The 21,567-nt window shown below is 59.1% G+C and carries 16 protein-coding genes; 9 read left to right on the top strand and 7 right to left on the bottom strand.

The window, feature by feature from the left end; genetic code table 11:
* Positions 1–19 precede the first annotated feature (19 nt).
* The 4 genes from HLUCCO03_RS02810 to ccmI are packed head-to-tail and all read left to right on the top strand — an operon-like array spanning position 20 to position 4,382.
* Positions 20–2,032 (top strand): heme lyase CcmF/NrfE family subunit, encoded by a 2,013-nt coding sequence (locus HLUCCO03_RS02810; RefSeq protein ID WP_027832516.1) that lies wholly within the window; start codon positions 20–22, stop codon positions 2,030–2,032.
* The gene (locus HLUCCO03_RS02815) at positions 2,029–2,565 is read left to right on the top strand and encodes a DsbE family thiol:disulfide interchange protein (protein ID WP_027832515.1); all 537 of its coding nucleotides are present in this window, start codon (positions 2,029–2,031) and stop codon (positions 2,563–2,565) included. Before HLUCCO03_RS02810 ends, HLUCCO03_RS02815 begins: the two co-directional genes overlap by 4 nt.
* Positions 2,565–3,047 (top strand): cytochrome c-type biogenesis protein, encoded by a 483-nt coding sequence (locus tag HLUCCO03_RS02820; RefSeq protein WP_027832514.1) that lies wholly within the window; start codon positions 2,565–2,567, stop codon positions 3,045–3,047. Before HLUCCO03_RS02815 ends, HLUCCO03_RS02820 begins: the two co-directional genes overlap by 1 nt.
* Positions 3,048–3,104: 57 nt before the next feature.
* On the top strand, positions 3,105–4,382 hold the full coding sequence (gene ccmI, locus HLUCCO03_RS02825) for a c-type cytochrome biogenesis protein CcmI (RefSeq protein WP_027832513.1): 1,278 nt from the start codon (positions 3,105–3,107) through the stop codon (positions 4,380–4,382).
* 5 nt (positions 4,383–4,387) lie between these two features.
* Here the strand turns inward: ccmI and HLUCCO03_RS02830 are convergent, their stop codons facing one another.
* The 6 genes from HLUCCO03_RS02830 to HLUCCO03_RS02855 are packed head-to-tail and all read right to left on the bottom strand — an operon-like array spanning position 4,388 to position 11,355.
* Positions 4,388–6,136, bottom strand: a complete 1,749-nt coding sequence (locus HLUCCO03_RS02830; RefSeq protein WP_292016604.1) for a BatD family protein — start codon at positions 6,134–6,136, stop codon at positions 4,388–4,390.
* The gene (locus tag HLUCCO03_RS02835) at positions 6,130–7,938 is read right to left on the bottom strand and encodes a VWA domain-containing protein (RefSeq protein ID WP_027832512.1); all 1,809 of its coding nucleotides are present in this window, start codon (positions 7,936–7,938) and stop codon (positions 6,130–6,132) included. Before HLUCCO03_RS02835 ends, HLUCCO03_RS02830 begins: the two co-directional genes overlap by 7 nt.
* Positions 7,931–8,953, bottom strand: a complete 1,023-nt coding sequence (locus tag HLUCCO03_RS02840) for a VWA domain-containing protein (protein ID WP_027832511.1) — start codon at positions 8,951–8,953, stop codon at positions 7,931–7,933. The genes HLUCCO03_RS02835 and HLUCCO03_RS02840 overlap by 8 nt, the downstream gene beginning before the upstream one ends.
* Positions 8,947–9,417 carry a DUF4381 domain-containing protein gene (locus tag HLUCCO03_RS02845; protein WP_027832510.1) on the bottom strand — a complete coding sequence of 157 codons (471 nt, stop codon included), beginning with the start codon at positions 9,415–9,417 and terminating at the stop codon, positions 8,947–8,949. Before HLUCCO03_RS02845 ends, HLUCCO03_RS02840 begins: the two co-directional genes overlap by 7 nt.
* 19 nt (positions 9,418–9,436) lie before the next feature.
* A complete protein-coding gene (locus HLUCCO03_RS02850) occupies positions 9,437–10,381 on the bottom strand; it encodes a DUF58 domain-containing protein (protein ID WP_292016605.1) in 945 nt (314 codons plus the stop codon).
* 11 nt (positions 10,382–10,392) lie between these two features.
* The gene (locus tag HLUCCO03_RS02855) at positions 10,393–11,355 is read right to left on the bottom strand and encodes a MoxR family ATPase (protein ID WP_027832509.1); all 963 of its coding nucleotides are present in this window, start codon (positions 11,353–11,355) and stop codon (positions 10,393–10,395) included.
* Between the two features lie 143 nt (positions 11,356–11,498).
* On the opposite strand from HLUCCO03_RS02855, the gene HLUCCO03_RS02860 reads away from it, so the two are divergent.
* From HLUCCO03_RS02860 to HLUCCO03_RS02880, 5 genes are all read left to right on the top strand, one after another.
* Complete coding sequence (locus HLUCCO03_RS02860; protein WP_027832508.1) at positions 11,499–16,385, top strand: NAD-glutamate dehydrogenase; 4,887 nt, start codon at positions 11,499–11,501, stop codon at positions 16,383–16,385.
* A gap of 65 nt (positions 16,386–16,450) precedes the next feature.
* The gene (gene can, locus HLUCCO03_RS02865) at positions 16,451–17,128 is read left to right on the top strand and encodes a carbonate dehydratase (RefSeq protein ID WP_027832507.1); all 678 of its coding nucleotides are present in this window, start codon (positions 16,451–16,453) and stop codon (positions 17,126–17,128) included.
* 403 nt (positions 17,129–17,531) lie between these two features.
* Positions 17,532–18,578: a methyltransferase gene (locus tag HLUCCO03_RS02870; protein ID WP_027832506.1), complete on the top strand. Its 1,047-nt coding sequence runs from the start codon at positions 17,532–17,534 to the stop codon at positions 18,576–18,578.
* A gap of 82 nt (positions 18,579–18,660) precedes the next feature.
* Positions 18,661–19,512: a UDP-2,3-diacylglucosamine diphosphatase gene (locus HLUCCO03_RS02875; protein WP_027832505.1), complete on the top strand. Its 852-nt coding sequence runs from the start codon at positions 18,661–18,663 to the stop codon at positions 19,510–19,512.
* A gap of 162 nt (positions 19,513–19,674) precedes the next feature.
* A complete protein-coding gene (locus HLUCCO03_RS02880; RefSeq protein ID WP_027832504.1) occupies positions 19,675–20,820 on the top strand; it encodes a methyltransferase in 1,146 nt (381 codons plus the stop codon).
* Here HLUCCO03_RS02880 and HLUCCO03_RS02885 read toward each other — a convergent pair.
* Positions 20,799–21,413: a riboflavin synthase gene (locus HLUCCO03_RS02885; protein WP_027832503.1), complete on the bottom strand. Its 615-nt coding sequence runs from the start codon at positions 21,411–21,413 to the stop codon at positions 20,799–20,801. The genes HLUCCO03_RS02880 and HLUCCO03_RS02885 overlap by 22 nt on opposite strands.
* Between the last annotated feature and the right edge of the window lie 154 nt (positions 21,414–21,567).

Below are 21,567 nucleotides of genomic sequence, written 5' to 3' on the forward strand. Positions count from 1 at the left end.
AACTAGTTGGAGAACCCTGATGTATCCGGAACTCGGACAGATTGCACTGATACTCGCGCTGTTGCTGGCAGTGTTGCTTTCCGTGGTCCCACTTGTGGGCTCGGTGACCGGTCGTGACCAGCTTCAGGCCTTCGCCAGGCCCCTGTCTTCGGGGCTGTTTGTGTTTGTGGCGCTGGCCTTCGGGATACTGACCCACGCTTTCGTGACCGATGACTTTTCCGTGGCCTACGTGGCCAATAACAGCAACAGCATGTTGCCCTGGTACTACAAGTTCAGTGCCGTATGGGGTGGCCACGAGGGGTCTTTGCTGCTCTGGATACTGATGCTTGTGGGCTGGGCTCTGGCCGTTGCCGTTTTCAGTCGCCGGCTGCCGGCGGTGATGGTGTCACAGGTACTGGCCGTGCTGGGCATGATCACAGTGGGCTTTCTGTTGTTTACCATCATTACCTCCAATCCCTTTGACCGCACACTGCCCGATGTTCCCTCTGATGGTGCCGACCTGAATCCGCTACTGCAGGATTTCGGGCTTATCGTTCATCCTCCCATGCTGTATATGGGGTACGTTGGTTTTGCGGTGGCCTTTGCATTTGCCATCGCAGCGCTGATCAATGGCAAGCTCGACGCCGCCTGGGCACGCTGGTCAAGACCCTGGACAACCGTGGCCTGGGCCTTCCTGTCGCTGGGCATCGCCCTGGGTAGCTGGTGGGCCTATTACGAACTTGGATGGGGCGGCTGGTGGTTCTGGGACCCGGTGGAGAATGCTTCATTGTTGCCCTGGTTGTCAGGCACCGCGCTGATGCACAGTCTTGCTGTCACCGAGAAACGAGGCGTGTTCAAAAGCTGGACGGTTCTGCTGGCCATTGTCACCTTCTCACTGAGCCTGCTGGGAACCTTCCTCGTGCGTTCCGGTGTGCTGACATCGGTGCATGCCTTCGCGTCCGACCCGGACCGGGGTACCTTCCTGCTGGTGTTGCTGGCCATTACCATCATCTCAAGCCTGACGCTCTATGCGTTCAGGGCACCGGTTGTGCACGTGCGCTCCCGTTATGGCAGCCTGTCACGGGAGATTTTCCTGCTCCTCAATAACGTATTGCTGGTAGCCGCGACGCTTCTGGTTCTGGTAGGCACCCTGTACCCCCTGGTACTGGATTATCTTGATATGGGGCGGCTTTCCATCGGTGAGCCGTTCTTCAACCTGACCTTCAGTCCGCTGGGTATTGCCGCCGGCCTGTTACTGGGTGCAGGTATATTCTCACGCTGGAAGAAAACCGACGGTGGCTGGCTGGGCCGCAAGCTGTTGTGGCCGCTGGCTGTCAGCATCGTGGTAACCGCCGCCGTCATGCTCGCCTACGGAGGCTTCAAGCCCTGGGCGTTTGGTGGTGTTTTTGCGGCGGTGTGGATCAGCGTGGCAACCTTCTGGGACATCTGGGACAAGTCCGGATCCAGAAACGGCCGCCTGCACGGGCTGAAACGCCAGTCTAGAAGTTATTACGGCATGGTGCTCGGGCATCTGGGCCTGGCCATTACCATGGCCGGCGCAACGGTGGTGTCCAATTACGGTATTGAGCGGGATGTGCGTATGTCGCCCGGGGATACGGCGTCGGTGGGTGACTATGAGGTGTCTTTTACCGAGATCGGCAACCGCCGGGGCAAGAACTTTACAGCGGAATACGGACGTTTTGAGGTTTCTGACGATAACGGCCGGGTGGTATCGACCCTTTACCCCGAAAAACGCCAGTACATGGTACAGCGCAATACCATGACCGAAGCGGGCATTGATGCCGGACTGTTCCGTGATGTGTTCGTGGCTATTGGCGAACGGGTTTCCGATGAAGCCTGGGCCATCCGTCTGCAATACAAGCCCCTGGTGCGCTGGTTGTGGCTCGGTTCGCTGTTTATGGCCGCTGGTGGTTTCCTTGCGATCGCGGATCGTCGTTACCGGGTTCGTGACAAGGCCGCTCAGGGCGAGGCTGTCGATTCGGCAAAAACAGGAGATCAGGGCCGGGTTGACCCGGCAGGAGCCGTTTCATGAAGCGGATGTTCCTGTTTATCCCGGTTGTCCTTGCGGCGGTACTGGGTGTGGTTCTGTTTGCCGGCATCGGCAAGGACCCCAATAAACTGGAGTCGGCCCTGATTGGAAAGCCGGTGCCGGAATTCCTGTTGACCGACCTGCATGATGAAGGCCGGGAGCTGGATCCCGAGTTGTTCAAGGGGCAGGTATCGTTGCTGAATGTCTGGGGCACCTGGTGCCCGGCCTGCCGGGATGAGCATGATGACCTGGTGTGGCTGGCGGAAGAAAAGGGAATTCGAATTGTTGGCCTGAACTACAAAGACAATCGTGATGATGCGCTGGACTGGCTGGACAAGCTGGGAGACCCGTACCAGGTATCAATCTATGATCCCCGTGGCCGGCTCGGTTTTGATCTGGGTGTCTACGGGGCCCCGGAAACCTACGTTATCGATGCCGAGGGTATCGTTCGCCATCGCCATGTGGGCGTGGTCAATGAGAAGGTCTGGGAACAGGATCTGGAACCGCTGATTGAACAGTACAGGGAGAAGATCTGATGTTGCGCCCGGTGCTGATCGCCTTTTTCTTGATGATGTACGGGCCGGCGGTAACCGCCGAGCCCAGTGATGTGTACAGTTTCGACACACAGCAGGAAGAGCAACGGTTCCATAACCTGATTTCGGAACTTCGCTGCCCCAAGTGCCAGAACCAGAATATTGCTGATTCCAACGCCCCCATATCCAAAGACATGCGTGACGAGGCCTACCAGATGATGTCGGATGGTGCCTCCGATGAAGAGATTGTCGGTGCCCTGGTGGCCCGATTTGGCGAGTTTGTGCGTTACAAGCCCCAGGTGGAGCGCCGTACCCTGCTGCTGTGGGCTACACCGGTCATTGCCGTGCTGATCGGTTTGCTGGTGGTTGCCGGCATTGTGATCCGCGCCCGTCGTAACGACGAAACCGGAACCGCGCTGACAGACGAGGAGCGCGAACGCGCCTCCAGGATTCTTGCCGGAGACAGCTCTGATCGCACATCCTGAGAGCCCGCCGATAACTGATTTTATTGCCCATTTTTTTAACCGGACCATGACCGTTCTATGACACAGACTTTCTGGCTGACATCCGCATTACTGATCATTCTTGCCCTGGCGTTCATTGTGGCGCCGCTGTTCTTCCATCGTTCCGGGCGCCGCGCAGAACTGGACCTGCGTAACCAGAACCTGCTGGCGTACCGCAGCCGCATGGCGGAGCTGGACCAGGAGTACGAGGCCGGCGCGATGGACGAGGAAAGTTACCGGCAGCTCCGGGAAGAGCTGGCGGGCAGCATGCTGGACGATGTACCGGACGCGGATCGGGGCATCCTGGAATCGCCGGCACAGGTCAAAGGAGGCAAAAGCACGGTGGTTGTGGTCCTGGCAAGCCTGTTGGTTGTACCCGCCGCCGCCGTTTTCCTGTATCAGCAATGGGGCGCCATGGATGACGTTGAACAGTTTCGTGACATGCAGGAAATGGCGGCGGCGGACGGTGACCGGCTCGGCCAGATGCAGGAGCTGACCGCACAACTGCGTGAACGCCTTGAAGCAAATCCGGAGAATACGGACGGCTGGGCGATGCTGGGCCGCACCTACATGCGCCTTGAGGAATTCAGTGATGCAGCCTGGGCCTTCGAGCAGCTTGCTGACAATATTGAGGATGACGACAACGGGAAAGCGGTGGCCTGGGGTCTGTCCGCGCAAGCTCAGTTTTTCGGCGGCCAGGGTGATATGAGCCCGGAGGTGTCCGAGGCCATTGAAAAAGCCCGTGCCCTGAATCCGGACGAGGTCAATGCGCTGGGCTTGCTGGGTATCTACGCATTCGGCCAGGAAAATTACGAAGAAGCGATCGAATACTGGGAGCGCATCGCTGAAGTGGCACCGGATCATCCTCAGATCGGCTCCATTCAGCGTGGCATTGAGCAGGCTTATGAGCGGCTTGGCCGTGAGGCGCCTGCCGGAGATACGGAAGCTGCCTCCGGGCCGGGCGTCACCGTGCGGGTAGAGATTGACGAGACATTCCGTGACGATATTCCCGAGGACACCACGCTGTTTGTGCTGGCCCGCAGCGCTTCAGGTCAGGACGGCCCACCACTGGCAGTTGCCCGGCTGACAGCAGGCCAGTTGCCGACAGATGTGCGCCTGGATGACCGTTTCAACATGTCTCCTGATAACAAGTTGTCGGATGCCAGCGAGGTGCGTGTACAGGCACGACTGTCGCGGTCCGGGAATGCCCGGGCCCAGGCAGGTGACTGGGAGGGTCAGCTGGATGACCCGGTTCCGGTCACTGCCGATAATGCCGACCCGGCCACTCTGGTTATAGACACTCAACTGGTGCAGTAGGCGTATCAGCTTCCGCTGGTTCGCAAGCCATCCGGGTAGAGCGGCGGAAGCGCCTCGTCTGCGGTGTGTGGGCTGGCTGCGCCGCGAATCCGGATCAGCGTTGCCACCAGACGATTACCGTCCCAGGGCATCGTAGCCTGCTGTTCTGGCGTTCCGAATAACCGTTGCTGGAGTTGTTCGATCTCCGCCGCCAGATCCTTGTCCTGCAGGTACCTGTTAACATCCACTACGCTGCGGAACGTCTGTTCCGGGTGCCTTACGGCCATCCAGCGTACCAGTAACTCGGTCGTCCGGGCTGAACCGGCCTGGGCGGCTGCACAAAGATCTTTGAACAAGATCTTCTCCTGCCTGTCCCAGGGGCTCTCGGTGGCGGATTCAGCCGCTGGCTTGCGTCGGGAAAACCACCAGGCAGCCAGTGTTATCAGCCAGGCCCCCAGAAATGCCAGCGTGGCCAGTGGCCAGAAGCCCGGGTCGGAATCCCCTTGTGTGGTGTTTTCCGTGTCTGTGCTGTCGTCTTCAGCCGTGGCGTCCGCCTTGTCGGTTGCAGTGTCGGGCAGTGTCTCTATCTGGCCGGGAATGGCCTCGACAGTCATGGTTCTGGCGGGGATAACAGCCACCCGTTCGGTATCACTTTCGGTATCCCACCAGGGGATCCGGATCTCCGGCAAAACCAGCTCCCCGGGCTGCACCGGAACCAGCGCCATTGTCTGTGTGAGTTGGGACGCCAGTCCTTCACTGCCGGGGGTGGTGGTTCGTTCGGGCTTCTCGGGGTAGGAGCGGATGCCGTCGGGCAGTTTCTCCGGGAAGGGAGGCAGGGTTTCCGAAGGCAAGCCGTCAGCCTGGAGCGTCAGGGTTCGGGTGAGGTTCTGGCCCGCTGTCAGTTCCTGGTTGTCCGGCAGCCCGGACTCACTCAGCTCAAGGTTGCGGGCGGGGAGCCAGGTGTCGCCGCTGAATTCTGCCGGTACGCCCTTTACCGGCACATCGAACAGGGTGGCATTGTCACGGAGGAATTTCAGTTGGCCATCGTTGTTCCGTGCCTGTCCCTCGAACCGGATGGGCTGCAGACTGAGTTCGCCTTCTTTCTGGGGATAAATGGCGTAGCGGCGTTCCACGACCCGGTAGCGCACACCATCCCGGTAGCGTGTGTATTCATTCTGCTTGCCGAGTGATTCGATGATTGCGTGGGGGTGCTCGGGTTCCGACAGTTCACCGCGAATAAGATTGCCTGTGAAGAACAGTTTGATGGTAAGAACCAGCTGCTCCTGCACATAGACCTCGTCCTTGTCGGCGGACAGTTCGATAAAGCTGTCCCTGGAGGCGTCTTCTTCCTGGTCCGGGGCCGTGCCACTGATAACCCGGATCTTGACCGGCTCCGATTCAGAGTCGCGGAATTTCAGGGCGGGAATGGTCAGTTCCCCGGTGGACCTGGGTGCCAACTGATAGGTCCAGGTGATCTCGCCGATCATCTCGTTATTGATGGTGCGGATGGAATACTGCTGATTGCGGGCCAGAATCTCGAAATCGTCCTCAACCTTTTCAATGTCCGGTTTCGGTAGGCTGGACATGTCGAATTCGAACAGATTACCGAGATTGATATCGATTTTTGTGCTGCCTTTTACCGTCAGGGTCAGCACTTCACCCTCGTACAGGCGGGTCCTGTCGGGTTCGACTGTCAGGTCATTTGCCGCCGCTGGCCCTGCCATGGCGACAAGCAGCGATATCACAATAAACAGATAGGTCAGCCGGCTTACCATGGTGTATCGCCCTCGTCAGATGGTGTTTCCCGTTCCTGGTATTGTTGCAGGAATTTTCTCCGCAGCAGGCCTCCGGGGTTGTCAGGAACGCGCCGGAGCCATTGTTCCTGGCCCTGGTCCAGTGGTGATGTTTCCAGCTCTGCTGGCGACCGGGACTGCTGGCCTTCGGAATCGGTATTATCGGCGTCGCTCTGGTTCTCCTGTCCAGAGGGTTGTTCCTGCTCCTGCTCCTGCTCCTGCTCGTCGCTGTCACCCTGAGATTCATTTTCCTGTTGCTGGTCATTCTGCTGGTTGTTCTGCTGCTGGTCGCCCGGCTGATCGGAGGAATCACCCTGCTGGTTCTGGTTGTCAGAGCCGCCTTCGGAGTTCTGCTGATTGTCCTGCTGTTGGTCCCCGTCCTGGTCGGAGGATTCGTCGCCTTCTTCGCCGGATTCGTTCTGCTGTTGCTCCAGAAGCTGTTCTACCAGCTCACGGTTGTGTTGTGCATCCTCGTTGTCCGGCTGTTGTTCCAATGCTTTGTCGTAAGCGTCCAGCGCTTCTTCCAGTTTGCCGGCCCGGGCCAGTGCGTTACCGCGATTGTACTCCGCTGCAGGCGTTCCCGCCTCGGCGAAGGCTTCCGCTGCGCGCTCGTAGTCGCCTTCCCGGTAAAGGGCACTGCCTCTCCAGGCGGGATCATCCAGTATTCGGGCCGCCCGGCCGGGATCTTTTTCTATCAGTTCCGGCGCCCGCTGATCCTGTCGTGACCAGAGGCTATCCCATTCCAGCGCCATGGCCGGGCGAGGGGTGAGAGGGAGCAGGGTGAACAGCAGCACCACCATGGCACCTCGACGCCAGCCTATCAGCGCCAGGGGCGCTGCCAGCCAGAGCAACCAGTAGCCATCATCCTGCCAGCGGCTCACAGTCAGGTCCTGATCGCTGTCTTGCCAGTCTGCGGAATCTTCGGGGCGAAGCTCCAGGGCAAGAATGTCGTCGTCGGTAATGGTCAGTTTGTGGCTTTTGCCACCATTCTCGTCTGCCAGGTTTTCCATGTTGTCCGGGTTGGCGCGTGTAATGACGATGTCACCGTTGTCCCTGATGAACCCCTCGCGTGCCAGTGGTATGGGGCCGCCTTCCGTCGTGCCGACGGTGAGTGTGCTGAGGCCAAAGCGGCTGCCTGCCAGGTGGGTGCCGACCTGTTCGCTGTAGCGCTCCCCGACATCGTCCGCAATCAACAGCAGCCGTCCGTTTCCGGGGGCTCCCTGTTCCAGCAGTTCAAGACCGCGCTGGACACCCAGATCCGTCCGGTTGCCGGCGGCTGGCATGATGACCGGTTCCAGTACATCCAGCATGCCTTCGATGGTGTTGCGGTCATCGGTCAGCGGTGTGACAACATGGGCATCGGCCGCGTACACCACCAGCGCGGTGAGCGCCCCTTCCCGGGCCTTGAGGATGTCGCGGATCTTGCGTTTGGCCACGGTCAGCCGGTCTGGCTCCACATCGGTGGCCAGCATGGACAGGGAAAGATCCAGCACAATAACCAGGCTGTCATTCTGCTGTTGCAAAGGAGTGGGCGCCTGGCGCCAGGACGGCCCGGCCAGTGCGATGGCCAGAATGACCACCGCGGCCACTGCCGGCCATACCGGGGATTTCCGGGGCGTGCCTGCGGCTCCGGTCCGGCTGATCATGGGCCGCAATAACCTGTCGGGAATGATTCTGCTCCAGCCGCTGTCACTCTGATGGAAGCGTCTTAAAATCAGCGGCAGGAGCATGGCGGCCAGTAACAGCAACAGCCACAACGGACGAAGGAAGTGAAAGTCAGCCATTGCGGGCCTCCTGCGTCAGGTTTGCGGACCGGCGCCTGACCGCTGCCAGCCTGAACCCCTGCATCAGTATCCAGATCACGGCCGCAATGCCGGCAGGCCAGAAATAGAGTTCAGTCACGGGGCGGTAATGCTTTCCCTCGAGTTCGATGGGTTCCAGCTGGTTGATACTCTCGTAGATCATCTCAAGTTCAGGCAGGCTGCGGGCACGGAAATACTCCCCACCGGTCTGTTGGGCGATCCGTTTCAGCAGATCCTCGTCCAGATCACGGGAAGGGTTTACCTGGCGGGAGCCCAGCAACCCGCGCTGCACCATGGATTCGGCACCGATGCCAATAGTGTAGATGCGTACGCCCGCCGCTTTGGCAATCTCGGCAGCCTTGTCCGGTGCCACCTCCCCGGCTGTATTGGCGCCATCGGTCAGCAGTATGACGACCCGTTGTTCCTGGGGGCGGTCCCTCAGGCGCTTGACGGCCAGGCCCAGGGCATCGCCAATGGCCGTGGCGCGCCCGGCCATGCCGATGCCGGATTCGTCCAGCAGGGTCTGAACGGTGGCCCTGTCGAAGGTCAGGGGGGCCTGGATGTAGGGTTCGGTTCCGAAGAGCAGGAGCCCCAGCCGGTCGCCTTCCCGGCGCTGGATAAAGTCATCCAGAACCCGTTTGACCGCCTGCAACCGGTTTATACTGCGGCCCTGTATTACCATGTCCTGCTCATCCATGGACGGGGAAATGTCCACGGCCAGCAGCAGATCCCGTCCGCTGACGGGCATCTGTATCTGTTCTCCCACGTGCTGTGGCCGGGCCATGGCCAGCACCAGCAATAACCAGGTCAGCAACAGCAGCAATTGCTGCCACAGGGGAACCCGGCTGCCGCTGCGGCTGACACCGGGCAGGTCGGACAACCAGTGACCCACGGGGAAGACCGGTGCCTCTACCGACTGGCTGCTGCGGCGACGCAGGCGCATAAGCAGGGGCAACAGTGCCAGTAACATTACCCAGGGATAGGCCAGGCTCAGCATTTCTGACCTCCCAGCCAGACCCGTGCAAAGGCCAGTGCCTCTTCGGGGCTGCACGCCGGTTGTGGCTGCCAGGCGCTGTTGACCATGGCTTCAACCACTGGCCGTGAAGCAATACGGTCTTTCGGGCTGGTTTCAAGCAAAAAACGGATCCACGGCTCTCCGGACAGGGATTCCGGTACCCGTTCCGGGTAGCGCATCCGGGCTGACTGTTTCAGCAACTGGTTCAGGGCGGCAAACCATTGATTGTCGGCCGAAGCGGTCTGCTCCAGATGACGCAGTTGTTTCTTTGCCAAGCCCAGCCAACGGTTCCTGCGCTGTTTGCGCCGGAGAAGGACGAACACCAGCACAACCAGGGCCGTGATGATGGCCAGCAGAATCCACCAACCCGGAGCCGGTGGCCAGAAGCCGCCCGGTTGGGGAAGGTGTATGTCTCTGAGCTGGCTCAGTGGGTCCTGTTCCATCATGGGGTTTCAACCGGTCCTGTTATCCGATGTGGCCACGGGGGCCAAGCAGTGTCTGGAGGATCAGTGCCGGCTGGTCGCTGGTCATCACGCTGGCCGGTTGTACCCCGGCGGTGCGGAAACATTCCCCCAGTGCTTCTGTATGTTGCCGGACCTTTTCGGCATAGGCCTGTTGGAACCGGGGGTTGCTGCTGTCGAACCATACCGGTCCGTCTTCGCCGGCGATGGCAAAGCGACCGCTCTCCGGTAATTTAAGCTCCAGCGGGTCAATTACCCGGAGCGCGCTGACGGTGTTGTGGCGCGCCAGTGACCCCAGCAGGCGTGACGTGTCTCCGGAAATAGCCAGAAAATCACTGATCACGAAAATGCGGCTGCCGGTGTGGGCAACCCGTCGCGCCTCCTGGAGCGCGGTATCCAGATCTGCGGTGCCACGGCTGGCAGGGTGCGGGTTCTGGTCGTGGCGTGAGACCGTCTGCTGCCTTGCCAGGGTATCGAGGAACTGCAACACCGATTTCTTGCGACGGGCAGGGCGCTGTACCGTCAGCTCACGGCCGTTGAACACGATCCCGCCAACCTGATCCCCGGACCAGAGCGCCAGCCACGCCAGGATGCCCGCCAGCTGGGCGCAACGTACCTGTTTATACGCCCCGGTACTGGCAAAGAACAGTGACGGGCCAAGATCGCACAATAACAGTACCGGCCGCTCCCGCTCTTCCTCGTACAGCTTGGTATGGGGCGACTGCCGCCGGGCGGTCACCCGCCAGTCAATACTGCGGATATCGTCACCGGGTTGATACTGTCTCACCTCGGCAAAGGCCATGCCACGGCCCCGCCGGGGGGAGCGCTGAAGCCCGGCCTGGCGTGACCTGACGGGCCTTGCGGCCGGCAGTTTCAGGGCCCGGGCGTCCGCCTGCAGCCGGATCAGGCCGGGCAGTGAGATATGGGTGGCTGGCTCGGGTGCAGTCATGGTCACGGTAGTCAGGCGGTTACCGGAACGCGGTCGATCAGTCGCTGGATGATGGCATCTGCCGTCAGGCCCTCGGCTTCCGCTTCGAATGTCAGCAGTATACGGTGTCTGAGTACATCAAAGGCGATATTGCGGACATCGTCCGGGCTGACATAGTCCCGCCCCTCCAGCCAGGCCATGGCGCGGGCACAGCGGTCCAGCGCAATGGTACCCCTGGGGCTGGCGCCGAAGGCGGTCCAGCGGGCAAGTTCCGGGTCAATCGTGGCCGGATCCCGTGTCGCCAGCACCAGCGCCAGCAGGTACTGCTCGACGGGTTCCGACATGTAGATGTCTGAAACGGCGTTCCTGGCGTCAAACACCTGGTCTGCCGTCAGACGGACTTCCGCGGCAACCTGCCCCCGCCGATAGTCATTTCTGGCCAGATGCAGGATGGCTTTCTCCGCTTCGGCGGAAGGGTAGTCAATGACCACGTGCATCAGGAACCGGTCCAGCTGAGCCTCCGGAAGCGGGTAGGTGCCTTCCTGCTCGATGGGGTTCTGGGTGGCCATGACCATGAACAGGCGGTCCAGCGGGAAGGTTCGCATGCCTACGCTGACCTGGCGTTCACCCATGGCCTCCAGCAGTGCTGACTGAACCTTCGCCGGCGCACGGTTGATCTCATCGGCCAATACCAGGTTATGGAATATCGGCCCGTGCTGGAATTCGAACTGCCCGGTTTCCGCCCGGTATATCTCGCTGCCGGTGACGTCTGACGGCAGCAGGTCCGGGGTGAACTGGATGCGGTGGAAGTCACCTTCCAGATGATCGGCCAGTGCCTTGATGGCGGTTGTCTTGGCAAGGCCTGGCGCCCCCTCTACCAACAGGTGACCATCGGCAAGTAGGGCAATCAGCAACCGGTCCACCAGTTTTTCCTGGCCGATTATTCGTTTTGCTAACTGAGACCTGAGCTCACCAAACGTATGCTGTAATGCCATGGGGAATGTCTACTCCTGGTGCAGGGCGGTTCGCGTAAGTAGTTGCCGCAGTTTTCGCATCTGCGGCGCAAAAATCAAGGGTTTGACTATGCTTATGTGACAGTACGCCGATTACGTTTATTTCACACTCATAGAGGTCGACTATGAATGCGCTGACAATCGCCAGCAAGGAACAGTTCTTTCAGCAGCTGGACGAAGCTTTCGCAGAGAAAATAGCCAAAACCGAAGCGAAAAAAATCAGTGAATTCGCAAAGCAGCATTATGCCCACATTCCTCTCGAAGAGCTGGTGAGTCGCCGGTTTTCGGATACGTACGGCGCCATTCTTGCGGCCTGGCAGTTTCTCCAGAAGCGGACTGCCGATGAAACTCACGTGTCGGTGTTCAATCCCGACCTGGAAAGCGATGGCTGGCAGTCCACTCATACCGTTATTTTTATTCTCCATCCCAACATGCCGTTTCTGATCGACTCGCTGCGGATTGCCATCAACCAGCGCGAAATCGGCACCCACTCGATCCAGCACTCCATTCTCCAGGTAGAGCGGGATGACCAGGGCAAGTTGAAGAAACTGCATCCGCCCAAGAAAAAGTCCGCCAATGCCGGGTATGAGGCATTCATTGTTCTGGAGATTGACCGGCACAGCAGCGCCGAGGATCTCAGGTCCCTGGAGGAGGCGCTTCAGACGATCCTCCACGAAGTCCGTATCGCCGTCAGCGATTTTCCGATTGTGACGGAAAAAGTCAACGAGATCAGCCGTGAACTGGCCAGCACTACCGCTGGTATCGACGACGAGGAAAAGGAAGAGGCAAAGGCCTTTCTGGAGTGGCTGGTCAGGGATCACTTCACTTTTCTGGGCTACGATGAGTATGACTTTGTCAAAGATAAAAGAGGCATGGTGGTTCGGCGTGTCGAGAACTCCGAATTGGGCATTCTTCGGGTCAACAATGAGCGTCCAGACCCGGTGCGGCTTAACGAGCTGCCACAGCGCACACGGCATGAAATGACGCGAACAGATGATATTTTTATCTTTGCCAAGTCCGCGCAGCGTTCACGGGTTCATCGGCCGGCCTACCCGGACTACATTGCCGTCAAGAAGTTCAACAGTAAGGGGGAGGTGGTCGGCGAGCGTCGTTTCCTGGGCCTTTACACCGCTCGCGTATACAACGAGCGCCCCGACGAGATTCCCCTGTTGCGGCGCAAGGTCCAGTCCGTAATGAGGCGGTCGGGCTTTCTGAAGGACGATTACGCGGGCAAGGAGCTCGACCAGATTCTTACCGTCTATCCGCGGGACGAATTATTCCAGATTGAACCCGCTGAACTGCTGTCAGTTGCCAAGAGTATTCTCTATATCCAGGAACGTCGACGCATTGAGCTGTTCATGCGGGAGGATGTCTATGGCCAGTTCGTGACCTGCCTGTCGTTTTTCCCGCGGGACATCTACAACACGGAACTGCGCCTGAAGGTCGAGCAGGTGCTGCACGATACCCTTGATGCCGAGGATATCGAGTTTGTCACCCATTTTTCGGAGTCCGTGCTGGCCCGGGTGCAGTTCACCATTCGCGTGCCCAAGGTGGAAAACCGTCAACTGCCGATCTCGGAAATTCGCGAGAAGGTTATCGAGCTTGCCCAGTCCTGGCGTGATGGCCTGCTGGAAGCCCTGAATGAAGCCTACGGGGAAGAGCAGGGCAACGAGATGTTCCGGCTCTATTCCGCCGGTTTTCCGGCCAGCTACAAGGATATGTTCTCGCCAAGGCGGGCGGCCATAGACCTGGAACATATTTCCGGTGCGGCCCGTGAAAAACATCTCACCATGAGCTTTTACCGGGCCCTGGAGGAAGACGAAACCACGCTGCACTTCAAGTTGTTCTATCCCAATGAGCCTCTGCCTCTGTCAGATGTGATGCCGATTTTCGAAAATCTTGGTTTCCGGGTCATTGGCGAACATCCGTTCGAGGTCAGCGACCGTCGTGGCAATATTGTCTGGATTCACGACTTCACCCTGAAGGCCCACAGCGGAAAGGTAGTGGACATTCACCGGATCCGGCCGATATTCGAGGATTTGTTCCGGCGGGTCTGGTACGGCGATGCCGAGAACGATGCCTTCAACCGTTTGCTGCTTTCCTCCTACATGAGCTGGAGGGAAATCGCCCTGTTGCGTACCTATGCCCGCTATATGCGCCAGATCCGTTTTTCCAACAGTCAGACGTTCATATCCAACACCCTGGTCAATCATGTCGAGTTGACGCGGCTGTTACTGGAGTTCTTCGAGGTCCGGTTCAATCCCGCCCGGTACCAGAGCCAGGGCAAGAGCGCGGCGGCACAGCAAAAGCTGGAAATCGAGTTCAATGCCGGCCTTGATGAAGTTGAAAACCTCAGTGAAGACCGGGTGCTGCGTCTGTTCCTGGAGCTGATGCAGGCCACCCTGCGAACCAACTACTATCAGCCGGACAAGGACGGCCGTACCAAACCTTACATCAGTGTGAAGTTTGATCCCTCCGAGATTCCGGACATGCCGCTGCCGTTGCCCATGTTCGAGATTTTCGTCTATTCCCCGCGGGTTGAAGGTGTGCACTTGCGTGGTGGCAAGGTTGCCCGCGGCGGCCTGCGCTGGTCCGACCGCTTCGAGGACTACCGCACCGAGATTCTGGGGCTGGTCAAGGCACAGCAGGTCAAGAATGCGGTCATTGTACCGGTGGGCGCCAAGGGCGGTTTCGTCGCCAAGCGCCTGCCCGACATGTCGGACCGGGAAGCTTTCCAGGCCGAGGGTATCGAGGCCTACAAGACCTTCATTCGCGGTTTGCTGGATATCACCGATAACCTGGTGGACGCCGGCATCCAACCGCCGGAGTCGGTTATCCGTCACGATGATGACGACCACTACCTGGTTGTGGCCGCAGATAAGGGTACGGCCACCTTCTCGGACATAGCCAACGGCCTGGCGGCGGAATACGGCTTCTGGATGGGCGACGCGTTCGCCTCCGGTGGCAGTAATGGCTACGACCACAAGAAAATGGGCATTACCGCCCGCGGTGCCTGGGTATCCGTGGAGCGGCACTTCCGGGAACTGGGCATCAATCCGGCCCTGGATGAATTCACGGCCATCGGCATTGGCGACATGGCCGGGGATGTGTTTGGTAATGGCCTCCTGTCGTCAGAAAAGACGAAGCTGGTGGCGGCGTTCAACCATATCCATATCTTTATCGACCCGACACCGGATGCGGAGAAAAGCTACAAGGAGCGCAAGCGCCTGTTCGAACTGCCGCGTTCCTCCTGGACCGACTACGACACCAGCCTGATTTCCAAGGGTGGTGGCGTGTTCAGCCGAAGCGCCAAGTCGATTCCGGTCAGTCCCGAGATGAAACAGCTGCTGGGTATCAAGTCCGACCGCGTGCCGCCCAATATGCTGATCACTCACATTCTCAAGACCCAGGCAGATTTGCTCTGGATTGGCGGCATTGGCACCTATGTGAAAGGCCGTGACGAATCCCATGCCGACGTGGGGGACAAGGCCAATGATGCCCTGCGCATCAACGGCTCGGAACTGCGCTGCAAGATAGTGGGCGAGGGCGGCAACCTTGGTATGACCCAGATGGGGCGCATTGAATTTGCTCTCAAAGGCGGGCGACTGAACACCGACTTCATTGATAACTCCGGTGGTGTGGACTGCTCGGACCACGAAGTAAACATGAAGATCCTGCTGAACCACGCGGTAGCCATGGGAGATCTCACAGACAAGCAGCGCAACGTCATGCTGGAGGAAATGACGGATGATGTTGCCGCACTGGTGCTGAAGAACAACTACCGTCAGACCCAGGCCATCAGTATTGCCAGCATGGGGGCAGTGACCCGACTGGAGGAATACCGCCGCCTGATGAATACCATGGAAAGCGAGGGGAAACTGAACCGAAGTCTGGAATTTCTCCCGGACGATGAAACCCTGTCGGAACGGAAGCTGGACAAGAAAGGGCTGACGCGCCCAGAGCTTTCGGTGCTGATTTCCTATGTTAAAGGGGATCTGAAACAGACCCTGACTAACAGCAGCTTACCGGACGAACCGCTACTGGCGGGAGAGATGTACAAGGTCTTCCCCAAGGACCTGACCCGCAAGTTCTCCAGGGAACTTGGTGAACACCAGTTGCGCCGGGAGATCATCGCCACCCAGATTGCCAACGACATGGTCAATCACATGGGGATTACCTTTGTTGAACGCCTGAAACAGTCAACCGGGGCCGATGCAGCTTCCATAGCGCTGGCATGGATCATTGCCCGGGATGTGTTCCGCCTGGATACCTGGTGGGACAAGATCGAATACCTGGATTACTTCATTCCCGCAAACCTGCAGATGGAGCTGATGAGTGACCTGATGCGCCTGATTCGCCGGTCGGTTCGCTGGCTGCTTCGCAACCGCAGGGCCGAGCTCAGTATCCAGAGTCATATGGAGCGGTTTGCCGACAGTGTCTGGAAAATCACCGCTGACCTGCCTGACTATCTGGGTGACCAGGCCCGCGCCGACTGGAAACGGCGGCACGATGAGCTGGTGGAGTCCGGGTTGCCGGCGGATCTGGCGTCGGTGGTGTCCGGTACCAGCTATCTTTACTCGTCACTGGGTATTATCGAGGCACGAGAGGCCACGGGGATGCCACTGAAGACCGTCGCCAATCTCTATTATGACCTTGGTGACAAACTGGACCTGAACTGGTTTGCCAACGCCATTGCAGCGCTTGTGCCGGCTTCGCACTGGCAGGCGCTGGCGCGGGAGAGCTTCCGTGAAGATCTGGACTGGCAGCAACGGGCGTTAACCACCGGCGTACTCAAGCTGGCGGAGAAGCCGGCCGACGTGAATCTTTGTGTCGAGAACTGGATGCAGCGGCACTCCGCGATGATCAATCGCTGGAAATCCATGCTCACGGAACTCAAAGGCGTCAGAGAACCGGAGTACGCCATGTTTTCGGTAGCGCTGCGGGAATTGCTGGACCTGGCTCAGACCACCATGCATGAACAGCACGACGACCTTGTCGCTCAGACTACTTGAGTATTGCTTTATGGTGCTGATTGCCGTTCAATCCCGGCTCCGTTGATTTTCAGATAGGAGGCTTGATGGGCCAGCTAGATAAACTGCTGGATAGGAACAAGGCCTGGGCGGATGGCATCAAAAGCCAGGACCCGGACTTTTTTGTCCGGCTTTCCAATCAGCAGGCCCCCGAGTACCTGTGGATCGGATGCGCAGACAGCCGTGTACCAGCCAATCAGATCGTTGACCTGATGCCAGGCGAACTGTTTGTCCATCGCAATGTGGCCAACGTGGTGGTGCACACGGATTTCAACTGTCTTTCCGTGCTCCAGTTTGCCATTGACGTGCTCAAGGTGAAGCACATTCTGGTTGTGGGGCACTACGGGTGTGGCGGGGTAAAGGCCGCGTTACACAATGAAGGGTTCGGGCTGATTTCAAACTGGCTCAGGCATGTTCAGGACGTGCGTGACAAGTATGGCCCGGTACTGGATCAGCTGACCAGCGAGCAGGACCGCGTCGACCGGTTATGCGAGCTCAATGTCGTTGAGCAGGTTGGCCATGTCTGTCAGAACAACATTGTTCAGGAAGCCTGGCGCAGAGGGCAGCCCCTGACGGTTCACGGGTTTGTCTATGATGTGGCTGACGGTATATTGCGGGATATGGGGCTGTCCATCGCCTGCGAGGCCGATCGTGAAAGCACCAGGCAAAACAGCATTGATGAACTGGTTATGAGACCCGTCCGCGCAGGGCGTCAAAAAAAGTGACACCAATGGTGTCAAATTGTGTCAAATATTCGTGATGGGCGTCACTATCTGACCCTCGCTGTCATCACAGTTAGCCTCAGGCTGGCTTGTTACACTGTGGTTGTAGCAATTCAGGAGGTTGGAAATGCGCGAAATCATGCAGAAAGCCCTCAGTGCACTGAGCCAGCGTAAAGCATCGCAGGCGGCACAGGCCCGTCGCAGGTCTGATCAAACCGCTTCACCATCCGCTTCCTCAGAGGAGTGGGGGATGTCGCCCGAGGATGCATTGCGGGCGAACACGGTCGCGAGGTACAAGTAATCCCTGCTGTTCCCGTTATTTCGGTTTCTGAAGGCCCGGGTCGAGACTCCGGGCCCTATTCCGGTTAGAGTATCCGTCTGATACCAAGCCCGGAATAGCCGATTCATGTCTGTATTGCCCAACTCCCACGAAGCACTGCTGAAAAACCGCCAATCCCTCAATGGACGACTGGCCATACTGGGCCCGGTGGATACTGGTCTGATTGCCGCCCTGACTGGCACAGGACTGGTTGTAACCGAGCATTTCGGCCTCTGGCAGCAGCTTGGTGAAATCGATGGTTGGAGGGCTGCGTTCGGCTATGACGACCCGGCCCTGGAGCCGGCGCAGGCGGATACCGTGGTGGTGTTTCTCCCCAAGGCCCGGGCCGAGTTGGCTCTGCGGCTGGAACTGGCGCGCTGGCTGGCTGCAAAGGGTGCGCGGCTGATCATGGTGGGTGAGAAAAAAGAGGGTGTTGCCGGTGCTGCAAAACAGCTCCAAGCCGTGGCTCCCGGGGCCGTCAAGGTAGACAGCGCCCGTCACAGTCAGGTTTGGCAGGCCGACGACATCCAGCCCCTTGGCGAATTTGATGTACGGAAGTGGCTGCAATGGCACCCGGTTGAGTGTGCGGGTATCCGTTTTGAGGTGGCCGGTTTGCCCGGCATCTTCAGCGCTGGTGAGCTGGATGCCGGCACCGCGAAGCTTCTTGACTCGCTGGCGGATGTTCCGCTGACACAGGGGCCTGTACTTGATTTCGCCTGCGGCGCCGGGGTCATCGGCACCTGGCTTCAGCTCTACCGACGTTCCCTCGGGCAACCCGACATCGTAGTTGATGGTGTCGACGTGCAGTCCCAGGCTGTTCTGTGTGCCCGCTCTACCTATCAGCATGCCGCCGCAGGCGGTGTCATAACAGCATCTGATGGACTGGAGCAGGTGAATGGCAAATACGCTGCAGTAGTGAGTAATCCACCCTTCCACACCGGCATCCGGACTGACACCTCAATGACCGGGCAGTTTCTGCGGCAGGTTGCAGAGCATCTGGAGCCCGGGGGGGAGCTGCGGCTGGTGGCAAACAGCTTCCTGCCCTACGAAGAGTTGATTCGCCGGCATGTAGGGCAGGTCAAAGCCATTACCGGCGACAAACGGTTCACGGTCTGGTCTGCCCGTCGTCACTGAACTGTCGCACAGCTGTCATACGCTCGTCACCGGCATTGAGCAAGGTACCCATAGTCCTTGAACTGGCCGGTGGGAGAAGCCGATGCATCAGTACCGCAGCGTTTTCATTTCCGATGTTCACCTGGGGTCTGCAGACTGTCAGGCGGACTACCTCCTGGAATTTCTCGATAACGTCACCTGTGACACCCTCTACCTGGTGGGCGATATCGTCGACCTGATCGCCATGCAGCGCCGGGTCCATTTCCCGGAAGCCCATCAGGCGGTGGTGCGACGGCTCATCGCCATTGCTGCATCGGGCACCCGGGTTGTCTATGTGCCGGGTAACCATGATGATTTTCTCAGGCATTTCTGCGGCCAGACCCTGGCCGGGATCGAGCTGAAACAGAAGGCGATACACACCACCGCGGACGGTCGCCGTTTCGTGGTATGCCACGGGGATCAGTTTGATCAGGTGGTGAGGTGCAGCCCGCTGATGCTGTTCGTGGGCGATCATGCCCACGGTGTGTTACTGCGCCTCAATCGCTGGTTCAACGCCTGGCGGCGTTTGCGCCGGAAACCCTACTGGTCGCTGGCAGCCTGGGTGAAGAGCCGTATTGGCAAGGCACGGTCGTTCATTCGCCGCTTTGAACTTGCGGCACTGACCGCAGCGGAGCGCGGGCACTATGACGGCTTTATCTGCGGCCACATTCATTCCGCCGGTTTCCTGCGCAGCCAGGATGGCCTCTACTGCAACGACGGTGACTGGGTCGAGCACTGCACGGCTTTGGTTGAGCAATACAATGGCCGTCTGGACATCCTGCACTGGTCCGAGCAGCCCGGCATCATTGCTTCTGAGCCCACCGAGCCGGCACCGGAATTTTTCGGCGGCCAGAGGCCGGTCATCGACGTGCTGTCTCCCGCCTTCATCGAAAACATCAACGCTGCGCCGAAATAACGGTTTCGCGGGCCAAAAAAAAAGCCCCTGGGGTGAGGGGCAAAAGGTTCGCTTCCAGAAAAAGAGGAGCAACCTGAAATCGTTTGTACAGATTAGGGTTAATTTCTAGAGTAATCAGCCTAGAATGGTCGCTGGTTTGAATGGAAAAACTGAAGGCCCGAAATGACAAGCGATATCCTGGAGTTCGCGGGTGGTTCCCTGCCTCTGAAGCGTCCCGGCGGCGGCCGTTCACTGAGGGCCTGGGACGCGGCGGACGAGCAGCTGCTGGAACAGACGTTTGCCCGTTACAGCCCCGAGGACCGGCCCCGGGTGCTGGTTGTGGATGATCAGTTCGGTGCCCTGACCCTGGGGCTGGCACCCTTTCAGCCGGTTTCATTTGCCGATAGCCATTCACTGGTCTCGTCTCTGATTGTCAATACACCATCCGGGCAGGAAGTACCATCCACGTTCAATTGGCTGGAACCTCCGGAGGGGCCCTTTGACCTCGTAGTCATGCGGATCCCCCGGCAGGTGGACTACCTGATTTGCCTGTTGCGGTGGGTGAACGGAGTGCTGGCACCGGATGGGGTATTGATCGCCGGGGGCATGATCAAACACCTGCCCGACAGCAGTGCTGCCCTGTTCGGGGATCTGGTCCATACCAGGGAGGTCTGTCCTGCCCGCAAGAAGGCCAGGGTGATCGTCGCTGCTCCCGGTGACCAGACGCTCAGAGGCTGGGCTGATTTCTGGAAAGGTTATCCTCTGCCGGATTCCGGCCATAAACTGATGGCGATGCCGGCGGTATTTGCCAGAGACAGGCTGGATATCGGCGCCCGGTTGCTGTTGCCTGTTGTTGCCCGGGAGGCTTCCGCCCTGCCGTCCGGAACCAGGGTGCTGGATCTTGCCTGTGGCAACGGTGTGCTGGGAATCGCTGCGCTGGTGGCAAACCCGGAGCTGGTGGTGACTTTCTCCGATGTTTCCAGCCAGGCGGTTGTCAGTGCCCGCGACAATGTCCTCAATGCCTTTCCCGATGCCGACGTGGTGTTTCATCACAGCGACGGTATTGCCGAAGACGCCGGCGATTTCGAGCTGGTTCTGCTGAATCCGCCATTCCACGAGGGGGGTGTGGTGGGGGATCACATCGCCCTGCAGCTGTTCCGGCAAGTGGCCCGCCACCTGGTTCCTGGCGGGCGCATGCTGATGGTGGGCAATCGCCACCTGGGCTATCACCAGAGCCTGAAGCGTTTCTTTTCAGGCGTGAACCAGCTGGATGCCGACCCCCGGTTTGTGGTGTTCGAGGCTTTCAATCACGAGGCCGGGCGGTCGTAGCCCATGCGCGCAAGGGTGTCGACGATGGTCTGGGTCTGGCTGTCCACCTCGATATTCACCCGGTCGCCAACGGAAACATCGCCGAACGTGGTGGCCCGCAGGGTTTCCGGAATCAGGTACACATTGAAACGGTTTTCCCGAACCTCACCAATGGTCAGGCTGCAACCGTTGATGGCAATGTAGCCCTTCGGGAAAAGGTATCTGGCCCAGGATTCCGGTACCTCGAATTCCAGGGTGCAATTGTTCTCGGGGCGGTCAATGGAGACAATGTCTGCGGTCGTATGGATGTGACCGGAAAGCAGGTGCCCGCCGATCTCGTCGCCAATTCTGGCCGCCCTTTCGAAATTGACCCGATCCCCGGTTTTCAGGTCGCCAAGTGTGGTGGCCCGCAGTGTTTCCTGCATGGCGTCGAAAAAGAGCCGGTTGCCTTCCTGGCGGGTGACGGTCAGGCAGGTCCCGTTTATGGCAACCGATGCGCCGATGCTGACATCCTGAATCTGATCGTCGGGGAAGCGGATGGTGAAGCTGCTGAGCCCGGGCTCGACGACCAGGTTGTCAATGGTGGCAACGCCCTGAACAATGCCTGTAAACATTCCTGCCCCTCTAAACGACGTAGGTAGCCGGTACCGGCTACACTGGAAGGAGCAAGGATAGCGATCGCAAGGGCACATGCCAAGCCGTGTTCGGCAGTGGGCCGGGTTGTCCCTGGTCTCAAGGATTCTTCCGGGCAGTCGATAGCTGTAATGG

Source organism: Marinobacter sp. HL-58 (genome assembly GCF_001314605.1).
Classification (GTDB): domain Bacteria; phylum Pseudomonadota; class Gammaproteobacteria; order Pseudomonadales; family Oleiphilaceae; genus Marinobacter.

Excerpts from the sequence above, each read along its gene's own strand:
- HLUCCO03_RS02850 (WP_292016605.1), bottom strand. The coding sequence starts at position 10,381 with ATGACTGCACCCGAGCCAGCCACCCATATCTCACTGCCCGGCCTGATC.
- HLUCCO03_RS02875 (WP_027832505.1), top strand. The coding sequence starts at position 18,661 with ATGCATCAGTACCGCAGCGTTTTCATTTCCGATGTTCACCTGGGGTCT.
- HLUCCO03_RS02815 (WP_027832515.1), top strand. The coding sequence starts at position 2,029 with ATGAAGCGGATGTTCCTGTTTATCCCGGTTGTCCTTGCGGCGGTACTG.
- HLUCCO03_RS02880 (WP_027832504.1), top strand. The coding sequence starts at position 19,675 with ATGACAAGCGATATCCTGGAGTTCGCGGGTGGTTCCCTGCCTCTGAAG.
- HLUCCO03_RS02840 (WP_027832511.1), bottom strand. The coding sequence starts at position 8,953 with ATGCTGAGCCTGGCCTATCCCTGGGTAATGTTACTGGCACTGTTGCCC.
- HLUCCO03_RS02855 (WP_027832509.1), bottom strand. The coding sequence starts at position 11,355 with ATGGCATTACAGCATACGTTTGGTGAGCTCAGGTCTCAGTTAGCAAAA.
- can (WP_027832507.1), top strand. The coding sequence starts at position 16,451 with ATGGGCCAGCTAGATAAACTGCTGGATAGGAACAAGGCCTGGGCGGAT.
- HLUCCO03_RS02885 (WP_027832503.1), bottom strand. The coding sequence starts at position 21,413 with ATGTTTACAGGCATTGTTCAGGGCGTTGCCACCATTGACAACCTGGTC.
- ccmI (WP_027832513.1), top strand. The coding sequence starts at position 3,105 with ATGACACAGACTTTCTGGCTGACATCCGCATTACTGATCATTCTTGCC.
- HLUCCO03_RS02845 (WP_027832510.1), bottom strand. The coding sequence starts at position 9,417 with ATGATGGAACAGGACCCACTGAGCCAGCTCAGAGACATACACCTTCCC.
- HLUCCO03_RS02810 (WP_027832516.1), top strand. The coding sequence starts at position 20 with ATGTATCCGGAACTCGGACAGATTGCACTGATACTCGCGCTGTTGCTG.
- HLUCCO03_RS02860 (WP_027832508.1), top strand. The coding sequence starts at position 11,499 with ATGAATGCGCTGACAATCGCCAGCAAGGAACAGTTCTTTCAGCAGCTG.
- HLUCCO03_RS02870 (WP_027832506.1), top strand. The coding sequence starts at position 17,532 with ATGTCTGTATTGCCCAACTCCCACGAAGCACTGCTGAAAAACCGCCAA.
- HLUCCO03_RS02820 (WP_027832514.1), top strand. The coding sequence starts at position 2,565 with ATGTTGCGCCCGGTGCTGATCGCCTTTTTCTTGATGATGTACGGGCCG.
- HLUCCO03_RS02830 (WP_292016604.1), bottom strand. The coding sequence starts at position 6,136 with ATGGTAAGCCGGCTGACCTATCTGTTTATTGTGATATCGCTGCTTGTC.
- HLUCCO03_RS02835 (WP_027832512.1), bottom strand. The coding sequence starts at position 7,938 with ATGGCTGACTTTCACTTCCTTCGTCCGTTGTGGCTGTTGCTGTTACTG.